The 24,723-nt window shown below is 64.1% G+C and carries 24 protein-coding genes; 15 read left to right on the top strand and 9 right to left on the bottom strand.

Going from position 1 to position 24,723, the window contains the following annotated elements; translation table 11 throughout:
• The first annotated feature begins 27 nt into the window (after positions 1-27).
• The 4 genes from KHO49_RS26700 to KHO49_RS26685 all read left to right on the top strand — a co-directional run bounded on the left by KHO49_RS26700 (position 28) and on the right by KHO49_RS26685 (position 5,055).
• Positions 28-693 (top strand): suppressor of fused domain protein, encoded by a 666-nt coding sequence (locus tag KHO49_RS26700; RefSeq protein ID WP_170004439.1) that lies wholly within the window; start codon positions 28-30, stop codon positions 691-693.
• 222 nt (positions 694-915) lie between these two features.
• A complete protein-coding gene (gene ppnN / locus KHO49_RS26695; RefSeq protein WP_102879885.1) occupies positions 916-2,289 on the top strand; it encodes a nucleotide 5'-monophosphate nucleosidase PpnN in 1,374 nt (457 codons plus the stop codon).
• A gap of 177 nt (positions 2,290-2,466) precedes the next feature.
• Positions 2,467-3,078, top strand: coding sequence for a class I SAM-dependent methyltransferase (locus KHO49_RS26690; protein WP_213666141.1), 612 nt, complete (start codon positions 2,467-2,469; stop codon positions 3,076-3,078).
• 195 nt (positions 3,079-3,273) lie between these two features.
• The gene (locus tag KHO49_RS26685) at positions 3,274-5,055 is read left to right on the top strand and encodes an FAD-dependent oxidoreductase (protein ID WP_213666140.1); all 1,782 of its coding nucleotides are present in this window, start codon (positions 3,274-3,276) and stop codon (positions 5,053-5,055) included.
• Positions 5,056-5,070: 15 nt separating this feature from the next.
• On the opposite strand, the gene KHO49_RS26680 is transcribed toward KHO49_RS26685, so the two are convergent.
• Positions 5,071-6,123, bottom strand: coding sequence for a hypothetical protein (locus KHO49_RS26680; RefSeq protein ID WP_249735869.1), 1,053 nt, complete (start codon positions 6,121-6,123; stop codon positions 5,071-5,073).
• Positions 6,124-6,323: 200 nt separating this feature from the next.
• Between KHO49_RS26680 and KHO49_RS26675 the strand changes: the two genes are divergently transcribed.
• Positions 6,324-6,698 carry a DUF2784 domain-containing protein gene (locus KHO49_RS26675; protein ID WP_102864296.1) on the top strand — a complete coding sequence of 125 codons (375 nt, stop codon included), beginning with the start codon at positions 6,324-6,326 and terminating at the stop codon, positions 6,696-6,698.
• Between the two features lie 51 nt (positions 6,699-6,749).
• On the opposite strand, the gene KHO49_RS26670 is transcribed toward KHO49_RS26675, so the two are convergent.
• Both KHO49_RS26670 and KHO49_RS26665 read right to left on the bottom strand, forming a co-directional pair.
• Positions 6,750-7,559 (bottom strand): helix-turn-helix domain-containing protein, encoded by an 810-nt coding sequence (locus KHO49_RS26670; protein WP_213666139.1) that lies wholly within the window; start codon positions 7,557-7,559, stop codon positions 6,750-6,752.
• Between the two features lie 44 nt (positions 7,560-7,603).
• Positions 7,604-8,062 (bottom strand): GNAT family N-acetyltransferase, encoded by a 459-nt coding sequence (locus KHO49_RS26665; RefSeq protein ID WP_213666138.1) that lies wholly within the window; start codon positions 8,060-8,062, stop codon positions 7,604-7,606.
• A gap of 148 nt (positions 8,063-8,210) precedes the next feature.
• Between KHO49_RS26665 and KHO49_RS26660 the strand changes: the two genes are divergently transcribed.
• The gene (locus tag KHO49_RS26660; RefSeq protein WP_213666137.1) at positions 8,211-8,600 is read left to right on the top strand and encodes a DUF6713 family protein; all 390 of its coding nucleotides are present in this window, start codon (positions 8,211-8,213) and stop codon (positions 8,598-8,600) included.
• Positions 8,601-8,626: 26 nt separating this feature from the next.
• Positions 8,627-8,947: a DUF2834 domain-containing protein gene (locus tag KHO49_RS26655; RefSeq protein WP_213666136.1), complete on the top strand. Its 321-nt coding sequence runs from the start codon at positions 8,627-8,629 to the stop codon at positions 8,945-8,947.
• 12 nt (positions 8,948-8,959) lie between these two features.
• Here the strand turns inward: KHO49_RS26655 and KHO49_RS26650 are convergent, their stop codons facing one another.
• Together KHO49_RS26650 and acuI are read right to left on the bottom strand one after the other, a co-directional pair.
• A complete protein-coding gene (locus tag KHO49_RS26650) occupies positions 8,960-10,315 on the bottom strand; it encodes an MATE family efflux transporter (protein ID WP_213666135.1) in 1,356 nt (451 codons plus the stop codon).
• Positions 10,316-10,450: 135 nt separating this feature from the next.
• Positions 10,451-11,434 carry an acrylyl-CoA reductase (NADPH) gene (gene acuI / locus KHO49_RS26645; RefSeq protein ID WP_213666134.1) on the bottom strand — a complete coding sequence of 328 codons (984 nt, stop codon included), beginning with the start codon at positions 11,432-11,434 and terminating at the stop codon, positions 10,451-10,453.
• 349 nt (positions 11,435-11,783) lie between these two features.
• On the opposite strand from acuI, the gene KHO49_RS26640 reads away from it, so the two are divergent.
• The 3 genes from KHO49_RS26640 to KHO49_RS26630 are packed head-to-tail and all read left to right on the top strand — an operon-like array spanning position 11,784 to position 14,213.
• Complete coding sequence (locus tag KHO49_RS26640) at positions 11,784-12,719, top strand: ankyrin repeat domain-containing protein (RefSeq protein ID WP_213666133.1); 936 nt, start codon at positions 11,784-11,786, stop codon at positions 12,717-12,719.
• Positions 12,720-12,766: 47 nt separating this feature from the next.
• Positions 12,767-13,213 carry a DUF7832 domain-containing protein gene (locus KHO49_RS26635; RefSeq protein ID WP_102879895.1) on the top strand — a complete coding sequence of 149 codons (447 nt, stop codon included), beginning with the start codon at positions 12,767-12,769 and terminating at the stop codon, positions 13,211-13,213.
• Positions 13,214-13,271: 58 nt separating this feature from the next.
• On the top strand, positions 13,272-14,213 hold the full coding sequence (locus KHO49_RS26630; RefSeq protein WP_110595833.1) for a class I SAM-dependent methyltransferase: 942 nt from the start codon (positions 13,272-13,274) through the stop codon (positions 14,211-14,213).
• 560 nt (positions 14,214-14,773) lie between these two features.
• Here the strand turns inward: KHO49_RS26630 and KHO49_RS26625 are convergent.
• Positions 14,774-15,232 carry a GNAT family N-acetyltransferase gene (locus KHO49_RS26625; RefSeq protein WP_213666132.1) on the bottom strand — a complete coding sequence of 153 codons (459 nt, stop codon included), beginning with the start codon at positions 15,230-15,232 and terminating at the stop codon, positions 14,774-14,776.
• 359 nt (positions 15,233-15,591) lie between these two features.
• Here KHO49_RS26625 and KHO49_RS26620 point away from each other — a divergent pair, with 359 nt between their 5' ends.
• From KHO49_RS26620 to KHO49_RS26610, 3 genes are all read left to right on the top strand, one after another.
• Positions 15,592-16,302, top strand: a complete 711-nt coding sequence (locus tag KHO49_RS26620) for a FadR/GntR family transcriptional regulator (RefSeq protein ID WP_102879898.1) — start codon at positions 15,592-15,594, stop codon at positions 16,300-16,302.
• Positions 16,303-16,416: 114 nt separating this feature from the next.
• Positions 16,417-17,610, top strand: a complete 1,194-nt coding sequence (gene lhgD / locus KHO49_RS26615; RefSeq protein ID WP_102879899.1) for an L-2-hydroxyglutarate dehydrogenase — start codon at positions 16,417-16,419, stop codon at positions 17,608-17,610.
• A gap of 155 nt (positions 17,611-17,765) precedes the next feature.
• A complete protein-coding gene (locus KHO49_RS26610) occupies positions 17,766-19,094 on the top strand; it encodes an MFS transporter (protein WP_213666131.1) in 1,329 nt (442 codons plus the stop codon).
• 38 nt (positions 19,095-19,132) lie between these two features.
• Here the strand turns inward: KHO49_RS26610 and KHO49_RS26605 are convergent, their stop codons facing one another.
• The 3 genes from KHO49_RS26605 to mqo form a co-directional block, all read right to left on the bottom strand.
• The gene (locus KHO49_RS26605; protein WP_102879901.1) at positions 19,133-19,915 is read right to left on the bottom strand and encodes a DeoR/GlpR family DNA-binding transcription regulator; all 783 of its coding nucleotides are present in this window, start codon (positions 19,913-19,915) and stop codon (positions 19,133-19,135) included.
• 68 nt (positions 19,916-19,983) lie between these two features.
• On the bottom strand, positions 19,984-20,706 hold the full coding sequence (locus tag KHO49_RS26600; RefSeq protein WP_213666130.1) for a GNAT family N-acetyltransferase: 723 nt from the start codon (positions 20,704-20,706) through the stop codon (positions 19,984-19,986).
• Positions 20,707-20,971: 265 nt separating this feature from the next.
• Positions 20,972-22,609: a malate dehydrogenase (quinone) gene (gene mqo, locus KHO49_RS26595; protein WP_102879903.1), complete on the bottom strand. Its 1,638-nt coding sequence runs from the start codon at positions 22,607-22,609 to the stop codon at positions 20,972-20,974.
• 868 nt (positions 22,610-23,477) lie between these two features.
• Between mqo and KHO49_RS26590 the strand changes: the two genes are divergently transcribed.
• Both KHO49_RS26590 and KHO49_RS26585 read left to right on the top strand, forming a co-directional pair.
• Positions 23,478-23,972, top strand: a complete 495-nt coding sequence (locus tag KHO49_RS26590) for a PaaI family thioesterase (protein ID WP_110595838.1) — start codon at positions 23,478-23,480, stop codon at positions 23,970-23,972.
• 2 nt (positions 23,973-23,974) lie between these two features.
• Positions 23,975-24,670 (top strand): YwqG family protein, encoded by a 696-nt coding sequence (locus tag KHO49_RS26585; protein ID WP_213666129.1) that lies wholly within the window; start codon positions 23,975-23,977, stop codon positions 24,668-24,670.
• Positions 24,671-24,723 lie beyond the last annotated feature (53 nt).

Here is a 24,723-nt window from a genome sequence, read left to right as displayed (position 1 = left end):
GCCGTTTCTGTTCAAGGACGCTTTCACATGCCGCAATCCCCCGACTCTTCATGGTTTGAAGCCGCCTGGGCACAACGAGAAGAACAACTCTACCCGGCGCTGTTCGGCGACCTGGGCCCGGGTATCTACCCGCTGGACATGACACTGTTCAGCGAGGTCTTTGGCCAGACCGCGGTCGACCCGCGCTGGCTCAGCCACGGGGTCTTCGAGTCACCTCCCACTGCCACGCGCAGCAGTTGGCTGTATGTCACCTCAGGGCTGTCCAATGCCTGGGAAGATGCGCAACCCGAGGCCGACGGCGAGTCCGGCATGGGCCAGGAACTGCTGCTGGAAACCCCTGAGCAGGCGCCCTGGGCCCTGCGCCTGCTGCGCAAGTTCTGCGCCTATCAACTGCTATTGGCCGCCGGCCGTTTCGGCGAACAGCCGCCGCTGGACGAATGGGACCGCATGCGTACCGGGCAACCCATCGACGGCGGTGACAGCCTGTTGCAGGCATTGCTGTTCATTCCCGCGCCGGCCTTTGCCGGGCCTCATCAATTGCTGAGCGGACGCTTCGAATTCCTGCAGATCGTCGGCCTGACCCTGGACGAACACGCCTGGGGCCAGAGCGCGGGGTATCCGGCCCTGCAGCAACGCCTGGCCCAGACCGGAGCCTCGCCAGTGATGGACCCGGCACGGGCCAGTGTCTGCTGAGGCTCGATGAAAATTCACCGCGACCGTGACGGATCGTCATTTTTCCAGCCACAGCGGGCCCGCTTGAGGTAGATTCAGACAGCGAACAATCTCGCGACGACGTTTGCTTTCTTGCCCTGCCGCTGGAAACCAAGCCCCGTACCGGTGGCTCTTTTACTGCCCCGCCGTTTTTCGCCACTGACCGCACATGGCGCGGTGGCGCCGATTTCAGGAAATGGATTAATGCCGCAAAGACAAGTGATCAATGCTTCGGTGAGCCCGAAAGGCAGCCTGGAGACCCTCTCGCAACGTGAAGTGCAACAACTCAGCGCCGCCGGTTCCGGCAGCATCTACACGCTGTTCCGCCAGTGCGCCCTGGCGATCCTCAACACCGGCGCCCACGTCGACAACGCCAAGACCATCCTCGACGCCTACCACGATTTCGAAGTGCGCATTCACCAGCAGGACCGTGGCGTGCGCCTGGAACTGCTGAACGCGCCAGCCGACGCCTTCGTCGACGGCGAGATGATTGCCAGCACCCGGGAAATGCTCTTCAGCGCCCTGCGCGACATCGTCTACACCGAGAACGAACTGGACAGCCAGCGCATCGACCTGGAGAGCTCCCAGGGCATCACCGACTACGTCTTCCACCTGCTGCGCAACGCCCGTACCCTGCGGCCCGGCGTGGAGCCGAAGATGGTGGTGTGCTGGGGCGGCCACTCAATCAATACCGAAGAATACAAATACACCAAGAAAGTCGGCCACGAACTGGGCCTGCGCAAGCTGGACATCTGCACCGGCTGCGGTCCGGGCGTGATGAAGGGCCCGATGAAAGGCGCGACCATCGCCCACGCCAAGCAGCGCATGAGCGGCGGCCGCTACCTGGGCCTGACCGAGCCGGGGATCATCGCCGCCGAAGCACCGAACCCCATCGTCAACGAGCTGGTGATCCTGCCGGATATCGAGAAGCGCCTGGAGGCCTTCGTGCGTGTCGGCCACGGCATCATCATCTTCCCGGGGGGCGCCGGCACCGCAGAGGAATTCCTCTACCTGCTGGGCATCCTGATGCACCCGGACAACCGTGAACTGCCGTTCCCGGTGATCCTGACCGGCCCCAAGAGCGCAGCGCCCTATCTGGAGCAGCTCAACGCCTTTGTCCTGGCGACCCTGGGCGAAGCGGCGCAGAAGCACTACCAGATCATCATCGACAACCCGGCAGAAGTGGCCCGGCAGATGACCGAAGGGCTGAAGACCGTCAAGCAGTTCCGCCGCGAACGCAACGACGCCTTCCACTTCAACTGGCTGCTGAAGATCGACGAGGGCTTCCAGCGCCCCTTCGATCCGACCCACGAGAACATGGCCAACCTGCAACTGAACCACGCCCTGGCGCCCCACGAACTGGCGGCCAACTTGCGCCGGGCGTTCTCCGGCATCGTCGCCGGCAACGTCAAGGACCAGGGCATCCGCCTGATCGAACAGAAAGGTCCCTACAGCATCCACGGTGACCCGGCGATCATGCAGCCCCTGGACCAGTTGCTCAAAGCCTTCGTCGAGCAGCACCGCATGAAGCTGCCAGGCGGCGCGGCCTATGTGCCGTGCTACCGCGTAGTGAGCTGATCCCCAGCGTCTTCGGTGGTTGAACAGCGCCGCGCGTTCCCTGGGAGCGCGCGGCTTTTTCTTGCCCGGCATTTGCCTCCCGCGCCAGGCCGGCCCCTGGGCTTTGTGCTAGCTGAAACCCGGCAAAGGATGGCCGGGCTCCGGTAGGATGTGGCGCCAACCATCAAGGAGTGATTCATGCCAGCACCAGACAGTGAGACGTCCGCCCGTTGGGAAGCCTTCTACAAGACTTTCGAGGGTCGCCCACCTTCGCCCCTGTTGTGCCGCGCCCTGGCCTTGAACCTGCCCGACATGGACCACCCTCTGGCCATCGACCTGGGTTGCGGCTCGGGCATCGAGACCCGCTTGTTGCTGGAGCGCGGCTGGAGAGTGCTGGCCATCGACCAGGAAGCGAGCGCCATCGAGCGCCTCAAAGACCGCGCCGGAACCCTCGCCGAAGGTCGCCTACGTGCCGTCCAGGGACACTTCGAAACCCTCGATGAACTGGCGCCGGCCCAGCTGATTCACGCCGGACTGGCCTGGCCGTTCTGTCGCCCCGACGCCTTCGCCCGGTTCTGGCAGGTGCAAGTCGAGGCCTTGCAACCCGGCGCATTGCTGGTGGGCCAGCTGTTCGGTGAGCGGGACCAATGGGCCACGGCGCCAGACCTGACTTTTCACTCCCGCAGCGCCGCACAGGCACTGTGCGCCGGCCTGCACATCGAGCATTTCGAGGAAAGCGAAGGGCTGGGCAAGAGCCTGCGCGGTCCCAAGCACAACCACAGGTTCGACCTGATCCTGCGCAAACCCTGACGGACGCCACCAAGGCCGCCGCCCCCCCTTTCTCCTTCCCCTCCCCCCCATCCCCCGGACAACGCCGCTGCACACGGCGTTGCCACCTGCAAAACGCAGCGGGTTTGACAGCCTCATGGCCACGTGAAATAGTTTTCCAACATTATGGAACACAATTCCATTTTTTTATAAATACACCAAAAAAGGTCTGTCATCGTGAGCGAAGTTCCCGCCGCAACCCCCCCGCCCCTGGATTGTGACCTGCTGGTGATCGGCTCCGGAGCTGCCGGTCTGGCCTGTGCCGTGACCGCCGCCTGGCATGGGCTGAAGGTGGTAGTAGTGGAAAAGGATTCCACTTTCGGCGGTGCCAGTGCCTGGTCCGGTGGCTGGATGTGGGTGCCGGGCAATCCGCTGGCACGCCGCGCCGGCATCCATGAAAACCCGCAGCAACCGCGCACCTACCTCAGGCATGAACTGGGCGAAGGCTACGACGCCGGACGCATCGACGCCTTTCTTGATAACGGCCCACAAATGGTGGCCTTCTTCGAACAGCACACCGCCCTGCAGTTCGTCGACGGCAATGGCATTCCGGACATCCATGGCCAGGTGCCCGGGGCTGGCATCGAGGGTCATCAGGTGATCGCCGCGCCCTATGACGCCCGGGCCATCGGTCCCTTGCTGGCGCGCCTGCGCCGGACCCTGCGCGAGACCTCGTTCCTGGGCATGCCGATCATGGCCGGGGCCGACCTGGGCGCCTTTCTCAGCATGACGCGCTCGTTCAAGTCGCTGTTGCATGTGGGCAAGCGTTTTGTCCGCCATTTGCGGGACCTGGCGCTGCATGGTCGGGCCATGCACCTGGTGAACGGCGTGGCGCTGATCGGCCGGCTGGCGAAGTCGGCCCAGGACCTGGGAGTGAATCTGCTGGAGTCGTCGCCGGCCCGTTCGCTGCTACAGGACGAACAAGGGGTGCACGGCGCCCTGGTCGACACGCCTCAGGGGCCGCGGGAGATCCGTGCCCGTCGCGGCGTGGTCCTGGCGGCCGGCGGTTTTGCCCACGACCCGGTTCGACGCCAGGCGCTGTTTCCCCGGGCGCCTGGCCCCGACGAGCATCTGGCCTTGCCCCCCTTGAGCTGCTCGGGGGACGGCATTCGTCTCGGTGAAGCCGCCGGTGCCGTGCTGGCCACCGACCTTGCCAGCCCGGTGGCCTGGGCCCCGGTATCGCGGGTGCAACACGCCGACGGCAGCATCGGCCACTTTCCCCATATCATCGATCGGGCCAAGCCCGGGGTGATCGGGGTGCTGGCCAATGGCAAACGCTTCGTCAACGAGGCCGACGGTTACTACGACTACACCGCGGCCATGGTGGAAGCGGTTCCGGCCGGCGAGGAAGTGGCGTCCTGGCTGATCTGCGACCACCGCTTCCAGCGTCGTTACGGGCTGGGTTATGCCCGCCCCTTCCCCCTGCCCGTGGGCCATCTGGTACGCAACGGCTACCTGCAACGGGCCGACTCCATCCAGGAGCTGGCACGGCGTTGCGGCATCGACCCACAAGGCCTGGCCGCCACGGTACAAGCGTTCAACCAGCATGCCCGGCAGGGTCAGGACCCTGAGTTCGGTCGCGGTTCGACGCCCTACAACCGCAAGCAGGGTGACGCCCTGCACCCAGGGCCTAACCCCTGTGTGGCGCCTATCCAGCAAGGGCCGTTCTATGGGGTCAAAGTGCTGCCCGGCAGTTTCGGCACCTTTGCCGGGCTCAAGACCAGCCCCCAGGCCCAAGTACTGGATCAGGCCGGGGCGGTGATCCCGGGGCTGTATGCCGCGGGCACCGACATGGCCAGTGTCATGGGCGGTTTCTACCCGTCCGGGGGCATCAACCTGGGGCCGGCCATGACCTTCGGCTACATTGCCGGGCGCCATGCCGCAGGCGTCAGTGACTATGAGGTGATCCTCGAACCGGCCCTTGGCGCAGATTCCGGACAATGCGCGGCGATGCATTGACCTGGCGCCGCTGGTTCATGGGCTCCAGCCGGGGCCCTGCTCCACCAGAGGTTGCGAGGCCTGCAACTGCGCCTCGATCTGCCGCGCCAGGTAATACACCCCGGCCATGACCCCGTGCTCAGGGTCATGCAACTGCTTGAGCCAGGCCTGATCGAAGGCCACGCCCAGGTCGCGCCGGGTCTGCGCCTGCAGGTCCTCGCGCTCATTGTTCTGGACCAGGGCCCGCACGCCCGCCACCCCCACGGAAATCAGCGCTCCGGCCACCCGCCCCACCGCGGCGGCCACGGCACCGGCCACACCGCGACTGGCGAACTGGGCCTGAAGTTTCTCACTGGTGACCTGGGCCACCTGGGACACGCCCGGCGCCGCCTCCCCCTGATCGGTCGCCGGCCCGGCATGAATCTGCTGCAACAGCGGGGCATAGGCCGGCAGACGGGCCACCGGCTCTACCTGCAACAGTTGCTGCAGCGAAGCGCGTTGCCCGGCCTGGGGCCCAAGATCGATGGCGATGATCCGCGCCAGATGCTGATCCAATTGCGGCACGGGCAACTGGTGACGCGCAGTGCTGAGCTGCACCTGCTGACGCAGCAACTGCACATAGAACTCCATGGCCTCGCCAGTAATGCCATCGGCATCGATCTCCAGCGCCACTGGTGCCAGGACCCGCTGCTGATACTGTTCCTGCAGGTAACCGGCCAGGCGCCTGGAAGCCTGTGCGTCATCGCCCCGGTCGTTCAGGGAATACCAACCGACCTTGAGCGCCAGCCATTCCTGGGTCCAGTAGCCACTGAACCAGGGAATGAAGTGTTCGTCGGTCTGCTGATAGATCCGCGTGCGCCAATGCTCCATGGAGCCCTGGGCATAGACTTCAGCCTGCTGGGTGGCGGAGCGTGAGGCGTTCAGCAGCTCCACGTCCACTTGACGCCAGACGGCCGGACTGACCGGCGCCTGGGCGACGGGCTCGGCGACACGGCTGGCGCAGCCAGGAAGGAGCAGTACCAGCACCGCCAGCCCCAGGCTGAACAACCAGGACCTGGGGCGACAGCAACGCAGCGCCAGTGAGCACAAGGCAAGTCCCTCCCTGAAGGCAAGGCCAGGCCAGACTCGACTGTCCGGCCTGGCCTACTTGCAGTATAGGTAGCGCCACTGCGCCGCCCGGGGCGTTTTGCCAGGCGCTCGTGCAATCATCACCCACGACGCCTCCGGCATCGGTATATTGCCCGGGGCGCCTGCGCCACGGACCTGCCTCCCCCCTACAAGGAACCTTCATGCTCTACCGCATCGCCGCTGACAGCCTGGTGCTGTTTCACCTGTCATTCATCGTCTTCGTGCTGCTGGGAGGCCTGCTGGTGCTGCGCCATCCACGGCTGATGCTGCTGCACCTGCCCGCCGCGGCCTGGGGTGTGGCGGTGGAAGTCCTGCACCTGGAATGCCCGCTGACCCGCTGGGAAAACCTGTTGCGCCACGCCGCCGGCCAGGATGGCTACGGGGCCGGGTTCATCGAGCACTACCTGATCCCACTGATCTACCCCGCCGGGCTGACCCCGGGCATCCAGCTCTGGCTGGGCAGCCTGGTTCTAGTGATCAACCTCTCGGTCTACGGCTACCTGGCACGGCGCTGGAGCCGTACCCGCCACGCCTGAAGCCTCCCCCCCATGTGACCGCAGCGGCGAACCGGCCCGCACCTTGGCGTTCTAGGACGGATCGGCCTCGCAGGCCTGGGTCAGCGCCTGCCAGGTGGCCTGGTCGGCGGGGATCAGGTGCTCGATGCGCAATGACGCAACAGTGATGTCCTGGGGCATGCCAAAGGTGGTGAAGGTGGAAAGAAAACGCAGTTCCCCCGTGGGCCCGCGCACCCGGGTCAGCAGCAACGGCGTGGCCAGGCTTGCAGCACCCGCTACCTCGCCGGGGCACGGCAGGCTCGCCAGCAGCGCCGCCAGCCCTGGCTGTTGCGCCGCCTCCCGGGCCGCCCGCTGCCAAGCCACCTGACGGATCTCTTCGGCATTGATCAGGCAGTCACCAAAACCACCGGGCAGCAGCAGGCTCGCCAGCAGATTGAAACCTTGCTCCAGCGCCGCCGGCGGCAGTCCCAAAAGCCCGAACAAGGCCGTGGTGGCGCGATTGGCGGCCAGTACCTGCCAGCCGCTGTCGATGACAATGGCCGGCGCCGGGTTGTTGGCCTGGAGCAGGTGCATCAGCGCGGCGCGCACCGGCTCCAGGCCCGGATCGTCCAATGGCAAGGCGGCATAACGGGGGGCATAGCCGGCGGCAAGATACACCCGATTGCGTATTTCCAGTGGGGTATCCAGGGTGCTCAGCAAGCCATGCAGCAGCGCCGGGCTGGGCTGCGCCCGGCCCGTCTCGACGCAACTCAGGTGCCGTTGCGACATGCCCACCTGCAACGCCAGATCCAGCTGGCTCAAGCGCGCTTGGCGCCGCAGCTGGCGCAGTTGCGCGCCGACCGGCAGCGCTGGTGCGGGAACGCGTCCAAGGGGTTCAATCATCGGGTTCCATCATCCTTTGGGTGGGTTAGCCGTTGGCGGACAACTCAGCGAACAGGCTTGAAGAAGATCAGTTCGGGATCATCCTCGTCCAGGTTCTCGACCACCCCGCTGGGGCGGAATCCGGCCTTGGCCAGCAGCCCCTGGGCCGCCCGATTGGAACGGTTGGTGGAAGTGAACAGCTTGCTCGTCCGACAAGCCTTCTCGGCGGCGGCGAGCAGCCGTTGTGCCACCCCCTGACGCCGTTGCCCGGGCGCCACAACCACCAGGGAGACGAACCCCTGATCGAAAAAATCATGATTGAGCAGCACATAGCCGGCGATCCTGTCGCACGCCAGCTCAACCCACACCTGGCCCCACCCGACCGCCTCGCGAAGCGCCTGGCCCCGGCTGGCATGGGATTGTGCGTAGGCATCAAAGCCGAGCATGGCCGGCACATCGTCGGGCCGTGCTTCACGGATCACCCTCGAGGTGCCTGGCTCAGGAGCCTGTTCGCTGTCGCTCATTGCTACTCATTCCTTGAAGCTGATTGTTGTCCTGTGCCGCCCAGCTGAGCGCTTGTGCCCCACGCCTGTCTATGACCTGGGAGGTCATTGAGTGGCCCGGGGGTTGCCACTTAGCCTGTTCGCTCCCCGTAGTTCAAGGAGTTTAATGGTGAGAAAAACACTCTGGCGCCTATGCCTGGCCTTGTTCGCCGGCCATGAACTGGACGCCGTGGCCCAAGCCGAGTGGCGCCTGCTGTATGGCTTGCGCGACCTCGATCCGGCGCTGGGCCAGCAGTGGTTCATTGCGCTGCATGTACCGCTGTGCGTCGCACTGATGTGGCTGATCGGGCACCCGCGCCAGGCCATACAACGCACCAGCCGGCAACTGCTGGCCGCCTTTGCCGTGGTTCACGCCGGGCTGCACTTCAACCTTCAGCAGCACCCGCTGTACCTCTTCGACTCGCTGCTGTCGCAAACGCTGATCTTCGCCTGCGGTGCCACCGGCCTGCTCTACCTGATGCTGGACCTGGACCGGCAACGCTCCCCGTGCAACGACTGATCACCTCCCTGCTCAAGGAACCCACCATGCCCCGTCCCTACCTCGCGCTGCTGACCCTGCTGGCCTTCAGTGCCTACACCCTGTTCACCCTGCTCCAGGCACAGCAGTCGCTGCTGCAATTCGGCGTGCAACTGCTGTCGCAACCCGACACCGCGCAGGTGGTCATCGACCTGTACTTGATGGCGCTGCTGGCTGGACTGTGGATGCTGCAAGACGCCCGGGCCCGGGGCCGCTCGGCGCTGTCGGTGCTGCCCTACCTGCTGCTGACGGCAATCTTCGTCTCCATCGGCCCGTTGCTGTACATCGTGGTCAACGGCTTTGGCCGAGGCTCGCCCCGCAGCGCCTGAGCGGCAACGGCCTCAGATCAGCCGCTGGATCTGCTTGTGCCGCCAGACCAGCTTGAAGTAGCCGGTCTGCAGCACCAGCATGCTCAGGTAGGCCACCGGGAACGCCATCCATACTCCCTGCAGGCCGAAGTGCCCATCCAACAGATAGGCCATCGGCAGCTGCACCCCGAGGATGCAGAAAATCGAGATCGCCACCGGCATCAGCACCGTGCCGCTGGCGCGCATGATGCCGCCCACCACCGCCTGGAAGCCGAACACCAGGATGCTCCAGAGCATGATGTGCAGCAGGTGTTCGGCCTGCACCAGGGCTGCGGGGTCGATGATGAACAGCCCCAGCAGCCAGTGGGAAATCAGGTAGCCCAGCAGCACCAGGGCGCCGGTCAGGCACAGGTTGATCGCCAGGCCCGTGCGCAGGATCGGGGTGATGCGCTCCAGGCGCCCGGCGCCGATGGCCTGAGCCCCGAGGATCGACGCGGTGATGGCGATCGACAGCGCCGGAAACTGCACATAGTTGACGATCTGGGTCACCGCGCCATAAGCCGCCGTAGCCTGGGAACCGTGGCGGTTGACCAGGGCCAGGATCACCAGTTCGGAGAGCGAGATCACCACCATCTGCACCCCGGTGGGCAGGCCGATGCGCAGCACTTTGCCGAGGATCGTCCGGTCCAGCTTCATCGCCGCGAACAGCGCCCGATCCGGGGCCAGGGGATGGGCCCGGCCGCTCAGGCGCCAGACCAGGAAACCCATGGCCAGGATATTGCCCACCAGCCCGGCGAAGGCCGCGCTCTGGATGCCCATCGGCGGCAGACCCAACCAGCCACGAATCAGCGCCGGGGTCAGGAGCAGGCCCACCAGGGTCGACACGATCAGCGCCAGCAGCGGCGACAGGGTATCGCTGACGCCCCGCAGCAACTGGGTAAAGAGCACGAACACCAGCAGCAGCGGCATGATCAGCATCATCACCCGGGCGTAACCCACCGCGTCGTCCAGCACATCCAGGGGCGTGCCCAGGCCCTGCAACGCCGGCCGCGCAAACAGCATGCCCAGCACCGCCCCCAGCAACCCGATCAACGCGCCGAGCAACAGGGTGCTGCCGGCCACCGCCTTGACCGTGCCCAGCTCCCGGGCGCCCCAGGCCTGGCCAATTAGCACCGAGGCCCCCGCGCCCAGGCCGATCACCAGGGCAATGAAGAAGAACACGATGGGGAACATCCCCGACACCGCGGCCAACGCCTGGGTCCCCAGCATCTGACCGATGTAGATACCGTTGAGCGTGCCGGAGAACGACTGCAGAAAGTTCGACAGCACCATGGGCATGAGGAAGATCAGGTACACCTGCCAAAGCGGGCGCTGGGCGGGAATCGACATGGGGCAGGCAACCTCGGATCAAGAGGACGAAGGGCCGCGAAGCAGTCCGTGGCACGGGGCTCGCGTCGGTCCTGGAAGGTGCAGCAATGAAGGCCGCACGCGACGCTCCGGCAGCGCAGCGGCCCGAGGTTTATATCAGCGGTTGACGTCCACCACCACCCGCCCGCGGACCTTGCCGTCGAGCAGTTCGCGGGCGACGGTCAACGCCTCTTCCAGGCCCACTTCGCGGGTGATCCGCTGCAGGTGCTGCTGGTCCACCTCGGCAGCCAGGCGCTCCCAGGCATGCACCCGTTCGTGGTAGGGACGGGTCACGCTGTTGATCCCCAGCAAGCTCACTCCCCGCAGAATGAAGGGCGCCACCGAAGCCGGGAAATCCATGCCCTGAGCCAACCCGCAGGCAGCCACCAGACCATCGGCGGCGGTGCCGGCACAGACGTTGGCCAGGGTGTGACTGCCCACCGAATCGATGGCCGCCGCCCAGCGCTCCTTGGCCAGCGGGCGTCCCGGCTCGGACAGTTCGGCGCGCTCGATGATACGGCTGGCCCCCAGCGCCTTGAGGTAGTCGGCCTCTTCCGGCCGCCCGGTGGCGGCGATCACCGAGTAGCCCAGGCGCGACAGCAGGCTGATGGCAAAGCTGCCGACACCGCCGCTGGCACCGGTGACCAGCACTTCGCCGTGCTCGGGGGTCAGGCCGCTGCGTTCCAGGGCGATCAGGCACAGCATGGCGGTGTAGCCGGCAGTGCCGATGGCCATGGCCTGGCGCGCGCTGAAGGCTTCTGGCAGGTGGATCAGCCAGTCCCCCTGCAACCGGGCCTTCTGCGCCAGCCCGCCCCAATGGCTCTCGCCCACGCCCCAGCCATTGAGCAGCACCTGCTCCCCCGGGCGAAAGCGCGGATGGCTGCTGGCTTCGACGGTGCCTGCCAGGTCGATTCCGGGGACCATGGGAAACTGCCGCACCACCGGGCTTTTGCCAGTGATCGCCAGGCCGTCCTTGTAGTTCAGGGTGCTGTAGGCCACCCGCACCGTGACATCGCCTGCAGGCAGTTGCACCTCCTCCAGTTGGCTCAGATGGGCGCGATAACCTGCAGTGTCTTTGTCGATCACAATGGCCTTGAACATCACGGACTCCTGTTGGCAAGGGAGGCTGCAGCGCTGGCTGCAACGGCGTAGAACGCGAACGCGCCATCCTACGCAAGCCTTCGGAAGGCGTCCATGAACACCCCTGCCCGCCTCGGAATTGCTCCGGTGGCCGGGCCGGCGCTAACGGTCATTGATCGCCCCTCACCCCAGTCCCCGCCAGCGACGCTCGCAATGACCCGGGCCGCACCCAGCATCCCGTATAGCAACGTAGCCCAGCGCGACTGGCCTGCCAGAACGGCGATGCGGGGCGTATCGGGCGTGGCAAAAACGCAGCATGGAGCGTTACCATGCCGCGGCGTTTCTACCCTGACCGAACGGATTCTCGACCTTGTCTCACCTACTGGAAAAAGCCGCCGCACGCGGCGATCTCGCGGCCATCGAGCGCCTCCTTGATGCTGGCGCGGACCTTGAATGGCAGCACAAGGGCACCGGCCGCACGGCCCTGCTGGCCGCCACTATCGCCGGGCACCGGCCGGCCGTGGCGCTGCTGCTGGCACGCGGCGCGGATGTCCAGCAACCGTGCAAGGCCCTGGGCTACAGCCCCCTGGCCTGGGCCGCCAGCCAAGGTGATACCGCCATGGCCGAGTTGCTGATCGCCCATGGCGCAGCGCTCGAACACGCCAGCCCCGAACTGCAACGCACTGCCCTGATGAACGCCACCCAGGGCGGGCACGAGGCAATGCTGAGCTTGCTGCTCAAAGCCGGCGCCGATCCGCTGCGCCTGGACTTCCAGCAGCGCAATGCCTGGTCCCTGGCCGAAGAGAAGGGCCATACCCAGATCATGCAACAGCTGGCGCAGGCCGGTGCCGGAGCGCCGCCAGCGCCCGCAGCGGCCCCTTCCCTGCCCTGGCCGCCACTGGCAGCAGGCGATGACAACAGTGGCGATCCGGTCACCCAGGTGCGGGCCTATACCCTGGCGCTGGAGGCCTGGGAACAACGGGGCAATGCCCTGGGCCACGAGGCTGTCGACGCGGCCTTCTGGGCAGAACCGCAACAGCTCCTCGAACGTTTCTGCACCCTGCGGCCGCGGGCCTATCCCCGAGCCTCCTACGGTTACCCCACAACCTACTCCGAGGCCGACCAACTACTGGGCTGCCAGTTGCTCAAGCCCGCCGAGGCCGAAGTGCTGATGCGTGATCCAGCCTCCCGGGCGCTGTGCTACGAGCATCGTTTCCTGGTCAAACGGGTCGCGGGGCAATGGCGCATCGACAGCGTCAAGCGGCGCCTGGCCGGCACCCCGAAATGGACCAACGCGATTCTGTGACGCCCCTGCAACTTGCACGCCCCTCTCACCTTTCAGGACCTGCCCCCATGAAATACGACGACGCCTCCTGGCACTACGGCGGCGACTTTCCCGGCGACCTGCCCACCACGGCCGGAGCCACCCACATCGGCCTGTTCCTGGCCTGGATGCTGATCAACGACTTTGCCAGCGAGGAGCTGCTGGACGATGTCGAAGAGGAGATCGGCCAAGTCCGCGCCCGCACCCTCGATGGCCGCGAGTTCCTGTTGCGGATACTGGATGAAAAGCTCAGCGACGGCGATTTCAACGACGAAGGCAATGCCTTTGCCCTGGCCTACTACAAGGGGCGGGACAGCGGTCGGTTTTCCAGCGACTACGAACAGATCCTGGCCCCCGAGCCGGGCACCATCTACCGGGTGGAAAACAGCTGGAGCAACTACGACCGGCTGGCATCGGTGATGGACGAGCGACTTGCACACTGGCGCGCCACGGGGCGAGCGCAGTACATCGACTGAGCGCCGGACGCCGGCAATTGTGGTTAAATGCCGCCCCCGAAAATCGCCGGTTACCGTGATGACCCCTCAAGCCCTCGCCACCCTCAACCAGCACTTGCTAACCGCCCTGGCCACCGCGCCCACCGAAACCCGGCGCCTGTTCCATGGCCGCGGCCGCTGCTGGCCGGGGCTGGAGCAACTGACCGTGGACTGGCTGCAAGGGGTATTGCTGGTGTCCCTGTTCAAGGCGCCGGAGCCTGAACAACTCGCAGCCCTGAAGCTGCTGCTGGTGGAGCTGGGCAACTCCGCGCAATGGGCCGCCAGCGGCGCCCGCAGCCTGATGCTGCAACACCGCTACCTGCCCGACAGCCATGGCGAATGGCTGCTGGGCCAGCCGGTGGAGTCCTGCACCATCACCGAGGAAGGCCTGCGCTACCAGGTGGACCTGGGCAGCAAGCAGAACAACGGGCTGTTCCTCGACATGCGCTACGGGCGCAACTGGGTGCGGGCCCATGCCCGGGGCCAGAACGTGCTCAACCTGTTCGCCTACACCTGCGGCTTCTCGGTAGCAGCGATCGCTGGCGGTGCCGAGCGAGTGGTCAACCTCGACATGTCCCGAGCGGCCCTGAGCCGTGGCCGCGACAACCACCGGCTCAATGGCCACGACACCAGCCGGGTGAGCTTTCTCGGCCATGACCTGTTCAAGTCCTGGAGCAAGGTCAAGCAAGGTGGCCCTTACGACCTGGTGATCATTGATCCGCCATCGTTCCAGAAAGGCAGCTTTGTCCTGGGCAAGGACTATGCCCGGGTCCTGCGGCGCTTGCCGGAGTTGCTGACAGCCAACGGCTGCGTGCTGGCCTGTATGAACGACCCGGCGTTTACCGTGGAGTTTCTGCTGGAGGGCATGGCCGAGGCAGCGCCGGGGTTGCGTTTTGAACAGCGACTGGAGAACCCGCCAGAGTTTCCCGATGCCGATCCGCAGTGTGGGCTCAAGGCGCTGGTGTTTCGTCAGGGGGAATAGAGGGGCCATCGCTGCTGGGAAGGGGCCGGAAGATCAAGATCAAAAGCCAAGGTGCGCAGGCCGGCTCTTTGTAGCCGCTGCCGAAGGCTGCGAAACCAGGCGACGCGATATGCCAGGAATATCGGGGAAGCAGGTTTAGCGTCTCCTGCGGAGCCGGTCGCAGCCTGCGGCAGCGGCTACATGTAACGCGAACGGCAATAAAACAGGCCGGCCGGCAGGCCGCCGTCAGATTTTGATCTTGCTCTGGCTTTTGATCTTGATCTTGATCTGAGCGCCCCGTTAACCACGATGGCCGAACGCAGGCATTGAGCCGTGGGTAACCCGGCAGGGATGCCGGGTTAGCCGCCACCCGGCCATGGATGGCCGGTGGCGGCGGCCCACGGGTCAATGCCTTCGTTCGGGCATGCCGAGCCTAAGCGAGGCACCGAGTGGAGGGGCAGGAGCCTTTGGTTACTTTGGGCTCTTTCCAAAGTGACTCGCCGTAAGGGCGAAACCCTAAGCCGCCGCACCCGCAGCAACGGATATGCCCCCCAAAAAAACCCCAAAGCCCCCGCCCCGCCTCACAACCCCATCCGATACTCAATAACCCCCGGCTTCTGCGCCACCCAGTCATACAACCTCTGCGCACGCTTGTTGCTCTCCTGCGTATGCCAATACAACCGCCCACACCGCTGTTCCCGGGCAAAGGCCTGCACCCACTCGATCAACAATTTCCCCGCACCGCTGCCCCGCACCGTGGGGGCGACATACAGATCCTCCAGATAACAGAAGTCGGTTACCGCCCAGGTCGAACGGTGCAACACCGAGTTGACGAAACCGATCAGCTCATCACCCTGCACCGCCACCGCTGAAAACACCGGCTCTTGCGGATCGCAGAAACGCTCGAAGGCAACCACACTGACCTGCTCATCCAGCGTCACCTGATAGAAGTCCTGATACGCCAGCCACAACTGCAACCACTGCTGATAATCGCCAGGCTGAATCGGCCGTATCGTCACTGCGTGTTGTTGATCACTCATTGCACTCTCCTGTTGAAAACCCACTCCAGACGGCAACCCCTGGATGGTGAGGAGCGCCAGCTTATGGCTTGAATGGAGGGTTTTATCAGTCCATTTCAATCGCAAAGAGCAGACCACTTTTGCCACCGCTCGCGAACCTCGCACCTCGGACTGCTAATGGGCCCCACAGTGAATCCCACCCGCTTTCTACGCGAACAGAACGTGGACGACCCGAAGCTTCTGTGAGCGATTGCAAGGAGTGCCTGAGGACTCGGAGCCTTAGTCCCAACTGCCGGCGATAGCGCTGAGCTGTGGGTTTTTCTTGACAGCAAAAATTCCCAGCGGCTATTGTCTGACAACCTGACTACCAAGGTTTCTCCATGCTTGAACTCCAGCGTCCCGACTCTCTCGTTGTGCGTGTGGTCAATGCGATCCGTACCGAGATCGACTCCGGCCGCCTGGCTCCCGAGTCGCGCCTGCCCACTGAGCAGCAACTGGCCGAGCAGCTGAATGTCAGCCGCTCGGTGGTGCGCGAAGCCATTGCCCAGCTCAAGGCCGATGGCGTGCTGATCGCCCGGCGCGGCCTGGGGTCGTACATTTCCAAGACCCCTGCCGGCACGGTGTTCCGCTTCCCCCAGGCCGATGGCCGCCTGCCGGATCTGGCGCAGATGTTCGAGATGCGCCTGTGGATCGAAACCCAGGCTGCGTCGATTGCCGCCCAACGCCGCGATGCCGCCGATCTGCAGCGCATGCAGCAAGCCCTGCAGGAAATGCACGACAAGCGCAGCGATTTCGAAGCCGCGGGGTTGGCTGACGTAGAGTTTCACCGGGCCATCGCCGAGGCCAGCAAGAACGACTATTTCGTGGCCTTCCATGATTTTCTGCGCAGCCAGCTAACCAGCGCCCGCAAGGCCGCCTGGGAAAACTCGGCGCGGCGCCAGGTCGGCGGTTCCGCCGATGCCACCCAGGAACACCAGGCGCTGTACCAGGCCATTGCCGCCGGTGATCGCCAGGCCGCCGCCGCTTGTGCCGATGCTCACTTGCGTGCCGCGGCCAAGCGCCTGGGCCTGGAGCTGCCAACCCTCGACTGACACCTGCAACACGCTTCAAGCCGCAAGCGCTAGCCTGCGGTTTTTTATCGGAACACTTAGTCTGACAACCTGATAACCAGACTTGAAACCGTTTGATCCAAGGTACCCAGAACCATGATTTATGACTTTTGCATCATCGGCGGCGGCATCGTCGGACTGGCCACGGCCATGGAGATCCTCAAGCGCCAGCCGGGCGCCTCGCTGGTGATCCTGGAAAAGGAAAATGTCCTGGCCCGGCACCAGACCGGCCATAACAGTGGGGTGATCCACGCCGGTATCTACTATGCGCCGGGCAGCCTCAAGGCCGACCTGTGCAAGCGCGGTGCCGAGGCCACCAAGCAGTTCTGCAGCGAGCACGGAATCAAGTTCGAGGTCTGCGGCAAGGTGCTGGTAGCGTCCAACGCCCTGGAAGTGCAGCGCATGGAAGCCCTGTACCAGCGCTCACAACAGAACGGCCTGAAGGTGGAGCGCCTGGACGCCGAGCAACTGCGTGAGCGTGAGCCGAACATCGTCGGCCTCGGCGGGCTGTTCCTCGACGCCACCGGCATCGTCGACTACCGCGAAGTCTGCGAAACCATGGCCCGAGTGATCCGCCGCGACGGCGGTGAAATCTGCCTCAGCCAGACCGTGACCGCGATCCAGGAAAACGCCGACAGCGTCACGGTCAACAGCCATGGCGGCAGCTGGCAGGCGAAGAAACTGGTGGTCTGTGCCGGCCTGCAATCGGATCGCCTGGCGACCCTGGCCGGGGTGAAGATCGACCACCAGATCATCCCCTTCCGTGGCGAGTACTTCCGCCTGCCGGCCTCGAAGAACAACATCGTCAATCACCTGATCTACCCGATCCCCGACCCGGAGTTGCCATTCCTCGGCGTGCACCTGACTCGCATGATCGACGGCAGCGTCACCGTCGGCCCCAATGCGGTGCTGGGCCTGGGCCGGGAGAACTACAAGAAGTTCTCCATCAACTGGCGCGACGTGGCGCAGTACGCCAGCTTCCCAGGTTTCTGGAAAACCATCTGGCAGAACCTGGGTTCCGGCACCACGGAGATGAAGAACTCGCTGTTCAAGTCCGGCTATCTGGAGCAGTGCCGCAAGTACTGCCCGTCCCTGGAAGTCTCCGACCTGCTGCCCTACGAGGCGGGGATTCGTGCCCAGGCGGTGATGCGTGACGGCAGCCTGGTGCACGACTTCCTGTTCGCCCAGACCCCACGCATGTTGCACGTATGCAACGCGCCCTCGCCCGCCGCCACGTCGGCGATTCCCATTGGTTCGATGATCGCTGACAAGATTTTCCAGGCCGACTGAAACACAGACGTGGCACGCCTTTTTGCACAGCGCCGCAGCGCTGTCTGCGGAGCCCCGTGCCGCCGAAATACCCCTCGGCAGTCCCTTTGGGGCACACCGAGCAAGACCCGCGTCAACTCGACAATAAATACAATGATTCATGAGGAAGTACGGAAATGAGCGCAGTTGAAACCAGCAGTACTGCAGCGGAAACCCCACAACAAACCCAGAAACGCCTGCGCAAGGTCGCGGCGGCCACCATCTTCGGCTCGATGCTGGAGTGGTACGACTTCTACCTCTACGCCACCATGGCTGCCATCGTCTTCTCGAAGATCTTCTTCGATAACAGCAACCCGAAAAGCGCCACGCTGATGGCCTTCTCCACCTTTGCCATCGGCTTTATCGCCCGTCCTTTCGGCGGCATCCTGTTCGGCTACCTGGGGGACAAGTTCGGCCGCAAGCAGGTGCTGGTGCTGACCTTCTGCCTGATGGGCGTGTGCACCGCACTGATCGGCCTGATTCCCAGCTACGCCTCCATCGGCATCTGGGCACCGATCCTGCTGGTGGCGATCCGCATCATCCAGGGCCTGGGGGCCGGCGCCGAACTCTCCGGCGCGGCGGTCACCTCCTATGAACACGCCAGCGAAGGCAAACGCGGCAGCCAAGGTGCCTGGCCGGCGCTGGGGCTGAACCTGGGCCTGCTGCTGTCGTCGCTGACCATTTACCTGTTGACCATCAACGGCAACGACTTCCTGCTGGCCGGCGGCTGGCGCATTCCCTTCGTGTGCAGCATCGTCCTGGTGGCGGTCGGCCTGTGGGTGCGCAACAGCATTCCGGAAACCCCGGAGTTCAAGGAACTGAGCAAGGAAAGCCAGAAGGCCAAGCCCTCGCCCCTCAAGGCACTGTTCAAGAACGACCTCAAGGGCCTGGCGGTGGTGTTCTTCGTCGCCATTGGCTACAACGCCCTGAGCTACATCTTCAAGACCTTTTCCCTGGCCTACCTGACCCAGTACAAGAACGTCGATGTGCACGTCACTTCGCTGTCGGTGACCATCGCCAGCCTGATCGCCATCGTCGCCGTGCCCTTCTTCGGCTGGCTCTGCGACAAGTGGAGCAGCAAGACCGTGCTGATTCTGGGCGGGGTGTTCTCGCTGCTGTTCGCCTACCCGTTCCTGGCCCTGCTCAATACCGGCGAGAGCCTGATGATCTACATCGCCATCGGCGTCGGCACCGGCATCCTGGCACCGATGATGTTCGCGCCTCAGGGTTCGTTCCTCAGCCGCCAGTTCCCCACCGCAACCCGCTCCTCGGGCTTCGGCACCGGGCGCGAGATCGGCACCGCCATTGCCGGCGGCCTGGCGCCACTGGGCGCCCTATCCCTGGTGACCGCCTCGGCCACTCACTCCACCGACGGCGTGGTGATCATTCTCGCGGTGTCCGCCGTGCTGGTGATGGTGTTTGCGCTCTTCGACCAGGGGCGCAAGCACTCGGCGTTCAAGAACTAACAACCCGTTGAGCCGCCCACAGGTCGCCCTGGGACGGCTCAGGCCAGCAGCACCTCGATCCCCAGCTGGCGATAACCTTCGATATCCACCTCTGGCACTTCCTGCTCGGTCACCAGCCGCTGCAGGCGGTTGCACGGTGCGACCACAAAGGGCTCCATGGCGCCGAGTTTGTCGGCGGTGGTCACGGCGATGACTTCGGCGGCGCTGTCGAACATCGCCTGCTTGATCGGCACTTCATCGAAATGCAGGGAGCTGATGCCGATCTCCGGATGAATCGCACAGACCCCGGTGAACATCAGGTCGGCCTTGATCCCCTGGATCATCCGCAGTGCTTCATGGCCGCTGGCGGACAGGGTTGCCGGATTGAGCTGGCCGCCCACGAGAATCACCTTGACCCCGGGGTATTCGGCCAGGGCCACGGCAATCATTGGCGAAGCGGTGACTGCGGTCAGGCGGATATCGGCCGGCAGGGACTGGGCGATATGCAAGGTGGTGGAACCGGAATCGAACAGCACCGTCTGGCCGTCCCGCACCCATTGCACGGCAAACTGCGCCAGACGCAGTTTCGCCTCGTTGGTTTCGCCGACCCGAGTGAAGTAGTCCTTGCCGCTGTCCTTGGGTCGCGGCAGCGCACCGCCATGCACCCGCTGCACCAGGCCATTGGCATCCAGCTCGGCGAGGTCGCGGCGGATGGTGTCTTCTGAAACCGCGAAGTGCCGGCTCAGCTCAGCGGCCATGACCTTGCCGTCGCGCTCCAGCAGCAGAAGGATCTTTTGTCGACGCAGGGAGGGCAGCTCGGCTGCCGGGTGCAGGTTTTGCATGTTCTTGCCCGTTTTTGCGTGTTTTCGCGAGATTAGCCAAGCCCTCTCGCGAAAACAAGCAGGCGCGCTCAGGAGATCAATTGTGGGGGCCGTACGTTGTACAGCGCCGCCTCACCCAGGCGCTCGCGCACCAGGGCCTGGGCCTGCCGGGTCATCTGGTCCAGATGCCGGTCGCGCTTCTTCTCCGCTTCCAGCATGGCCTTGCGCCCGTGCTGGGCCAGCAGGTAGCTGTGAATCTGCCGCACTTCCACCGATTGGTAGATCGGCGCCACGTCCAATACCGCCAGCAAGCCATCGCTGCCATGGTCTCGGGTATTCATCAGCACTTGCGGACCGCGGGCGCCCAGCAGCTGAAAGCCCAGGGCCTCGAAACACTCCACTTTGGCCACCTGACAGGCCAGCTCGGCATGGGGATAGCGAGCACGCAGCGCCTCCAGCATCTGCCGGGCAATGCCCTGGCGCCGATGGTTTTGCCGCACCGCCATATAGGCCACGGCACAGGCCTGGGGATCGTCCTTGAGCGGCAGGTACAGGGTGAAGCCCAGCACCTGCTCAGGGTCCTGAGTGTCGGTGGCCACCACCAGCTCTACCGCGATCCCCCGGGAACCGTCCATGGCCTGCAGGTACAGGTGCACTTCGTAGCCGACGCCGTACTGGTACAGGTTGTACAGCGGGTTGCTCGGGGCAATGGCCACCGCGCTGATGTCGGTGATGTAGTCCACGACCATTTGCTGGATCTGGCTCTGGATGGCTTCGGGCGGCGGGGCTTGGAACAGGGTGATGCTGGACATCGAGGCAGTGACTCCGAGGGTTGAGGCGTGCCCGCAACGGCGGGCGCGGCAATCATACCGCGTCACGGCAAGGCACAGGCAGCCAACAAGATGCTCGAGTCGGGCTCAAGCCTCGCTGAGAAAGATACGGAGGTGCTGTTTCAGAGGTACCAGCAAGGCCGGCCGGTTGCGACGACATCAGGGATATCGCCGCAACCCATGCAAGATACGGCTGCACGGTGGCAGCCGCTGTGCCCCATCCGACGAACGCGGACGGGGCCGAGGCTTACAGCGCCATGTCGGCCGCTGGGTTGCTCTCTGGCTTGGCCATGCTGGCCGGAGCCTGAGGTGCAGCGCCCTTGACCGCTGGTGGCGGGGTCAGTTGCAGCACTTCGGCGGTGTAGGCCCATTCTTTGGCCACACGCTCAGGGCTGTCGTTCAGGGCAGTGCCGTAGCTCGGTACGATCTGGTGCAGTTTTTCCTGCCAGGCCGGGGTCGCTACTTTGTCCTTGAACACCTTCTGCAGCACGCTGAGCATGATCGGCGCGGCGGTCGAGGCACCTGGGGAGGCGCCCAGCAGGCCGGCGATGCTGCCGTCCTGGGAAGCGACGATCTCGGTGCCCAGTTTCAGCACGCCGCCCTTCTCTTCGTCACGCTTGATGATCTGCACGCGCTGACCGGCCTGCCACAGGCGCCAGTCTTCTTGCTTGGCGTTGGGGAAGTATTCCTTCAGGGCGTTGAAGCGATCGTCATCCGACAGCATCAGTTGGCCGGCCAGGTATTCCACCAACGGGTACTGTTCGATACCGACTTTGGTCATCGGCCAGAAGTTGTGGGTGGTGGTGCTGGTCAGCAGGTCGAAGTACGAACCTTCCTTGAGGAACTTGGTGGAGAAGGTAGCGAATGGGCCAAACAGGATGACCCGCTTGCCGTCCAGCACGCGAGTGTCCAGGTGCGGAACCGACATCGGCGGAGCGCCCACCGAAGCCTTGCCATAGGCCTTGGCCAGATGCTGCTCGGCAACGCTGGCGTTCTCGGTCACCAGGAACGAGCCACCCACCGGGAAGCCGGCGTATTCGTTGGCCTCGGGAATGCCCGACTTCTGCAGCAGGTGCAGGGCACCGCCGCCGGCGCCGATGAACACGAACTTGGCGTCGGTTTCGGTTTTCGAACCGTCTTTGAGGTTCTTGTAGGTCACGCGCCACGAACCGTCTTCATTGCGCTCGATGTCCTGCACTTCGCTGGACAGCTTGAGGGCAAAGTTCGGCTGGGCTTGCAGGTGCGCGACGAACTGGCGAGTGATCTCGCCGAAGTTGACGTCGGTGCCGATCGGGCTCCAGGTCGCAGCGATCTTCTGCGCCGGATCACGACCTTCCATCATCAGTGGCACCCACTTCTTGATCTGCTCGGCGTCTTCGGAGTACTGCATGCCGCTGAACAGCGGGCTGGCCTGCAGGGCCTCGTAGCGAGCCTTGAGGAACTTGATGTTGTCATCGCCCCAGACAAAGCTCATGTGCGGCGTGGAGTTGATGAACGAACGCGGGTTCTTCAGCACACCGTTCTTGACCTGCCACGACCAGAACTGGCGGGAAATCTGGAACGCTTCGTTGATCTCGATGGCCTTGGCGATCTCGATCTTGCCGTCCTTGCCTTCCGGGGTGTAGTTCAGCTCAGCCAGGGCGGAGTGACCGGTACCGGCGTTGTTCCAGCCGTTGGAGCTTTCTTCAGCCACGCCATCCAGGCGCTCGACCATCTCCATGGACCAATCGGGCTGCAGCTCATTGAGCCAGACCCCGAGGGTCGAACTCATGATGCCGCCACCGATCAGCAGCACATCCACTTTCTTCGGCTCAGCCGCGTGCGCGGACGTGAGGCCTATCGACATCGCCAGCCCGATCAGGGCCGTGTTCACTTTCTTCAACATTCTGTAGTACCTACGATAGAACGCCATCCGCCGCCCCATCCTCGATCCTGCGAACTCAGTGCATTGCGAAACAGGCATTTCGCAGGTCCTGGATGAACGCATTCAAAAGAACTGGAGGGTGGGCACACAAGGCCGACGAGACTGGCTCGACCTCAGTTTTATATCGCTCCGGCGCTGACTTCTTGTCGTTTTTGGCTTCAGCTACTTGAGTGACACTTGTTTCTCAGGACACGTCACGGGACGTAGACCAACGGGCAATAACGCCCCACTCCTTTCACCGACACCGGACTCGATTCGACGCACAACACTGACACCCGTCTACACGGGGCCAGCAGGACAAAGAAGGGTCGGGGTCAACCAAAGGAGGTAGACGAACACTGCCTGACATTGCATTCGGCGAGTTTGCCCAGACACTCCCACGCGCTTGCAAGGACCCGAACAGGCCACTTGAAGCAAAGCATAGGGGAGGTATTTCTGCACAAACGATGAACCGATTCAGCGCAAGAATATCATTACGGCATCAGCCTGTCTTGGCCGGAGCGGCTGCCCTGGCCCTCGAAAAAACCGCGACGCACCAGGGTCTGTACGAAAGCTGCCGAGCAAAGATTAGGCAAGGCAAAAACAGGCGAGGAAGCGGAGTGTAGGGGCCTACATGAGCATTCCGAGCCTGTTTTTAACGCAGCATGATCGAAGCGCAGGTAGTTTTCGTACAGAGCCTACGACACTCGCCACAATCAATGCGTCACAAAGACGCTGGCCGGTCACTACGCCTCGGCACTGCACTGAGCCTTGGCGGTCAGCAATGGCACAGGCATCATGACCAGCTGCAAGACCTGCCAGACCATCGTCAAGGACAAGAAGAACAACCATGCACGAGACTTCCCTGCAAGACACCACCGCCCCCGAGGGCGTCTGTTTCGGCTGCGGCAGCAGCAACCACCACGGCCTGCAGATCAAGAGCCACTGGCATGAAGACGGCGTGCATGTGATCGCCGAGCACCTGCCGCAATCCCAGTACTGCGGCTGGCCGGACCTGGTCTACGGCGGCCTGATCGCCATGCTGGTGGACTGCCACTCCAACTGGACCGCCATGGCCTACCACTACCGTAACGAACAACGGGAACCGGGCAGCCTGCCGCGCATCGACTGCGTCACCGGCAACCTGGGCATCAAGTTCATCAAGCCCACGCCCATGGGCGTACCCCTGACCCTGCGGGCCAAGGTCGAGGGCGACGTGGGGCGCAAGAGCCGGGTGATCTGTGAGGTGTATGCCGGTGATGTACTGACCGCCATTGGCGATTCGGTATTTGTTCGGGTCGATACCGGACAGCTGGCCGCCGCCGCTCATGGACGTGGTGCCTGAGTATGGACATTCAGGAAATACAGCTGCACTTGGCCAAGCCAGCCGTGAAGTTCAGTGCCGGCGGCTTTCGTCCGACTCACAGCGATGAGGAAAGCTGGCTGGGCAGAGTCTTTCTGTTTCGCGAAGACGAAGAGTTGCCGCGCAACCGCGCCGGTGAAACCCTGCTGCCCTTTGCCCAGCTCTATCTCCCTAGCCTGCCCTTTCACAGCCCGCTGCTAAAAGGCGTGCGGGTGCTGAGCGTGTTTGTCGCCAACCCCTTTCCCGAACCCCTGGAGCCCATGGGCGAACGCTGGCTGATCCGCGAATACCGCGACGACGAGGTGCTGGTGCGCAAGGAACTGGCCGCTCCCGGAGCCTTCCTCAAACCCATGCCGATCAAAGCCGAAGCCGTGGCCGAGGACTTTCCGCTGTGGGACGGTGGCGGCATCCCCGATGAGGTGGAGCAGGCCATTCTCGACCTGGAACGCAGCGGCCGGATCGAGTGTTACTACGACCTGATCAGCCACTGCTATGAACACAAGCTGGGGGGCTATCCGTCCTACTGCCAATCAGGGATCGATGTCGGAGACGGTTTCGAATTCGTGATGCAGATTGCCTCCGACGCCAAGATCGGACTCAACGTGGTGGACGGCGGCAAGTTGATGTTCTGGAAGCATCGCGACACGGGGGAATGGGCGCTGTACTTCGACTTCTATTGAGACCGGCCGGTGAATAGCGATTTCATCTTCCCACGGATGAAAAGCCCGGGCGC

Source organism: Pseudomonas sp. RC4D1 (genome assembly GCF_018390395.1).
Lineage (GTDB): Bacteria > Pseudomonadota > Gammaproteobacteria > Pseudomonadales > Pseudomonadaceae > Aquipseudomonas > Aquipseudomonas danubii.
Note: the sequence above shows the minus strand (reverse complement) of the source record. Positions and strands in the feature narration are given on the sequence as shown.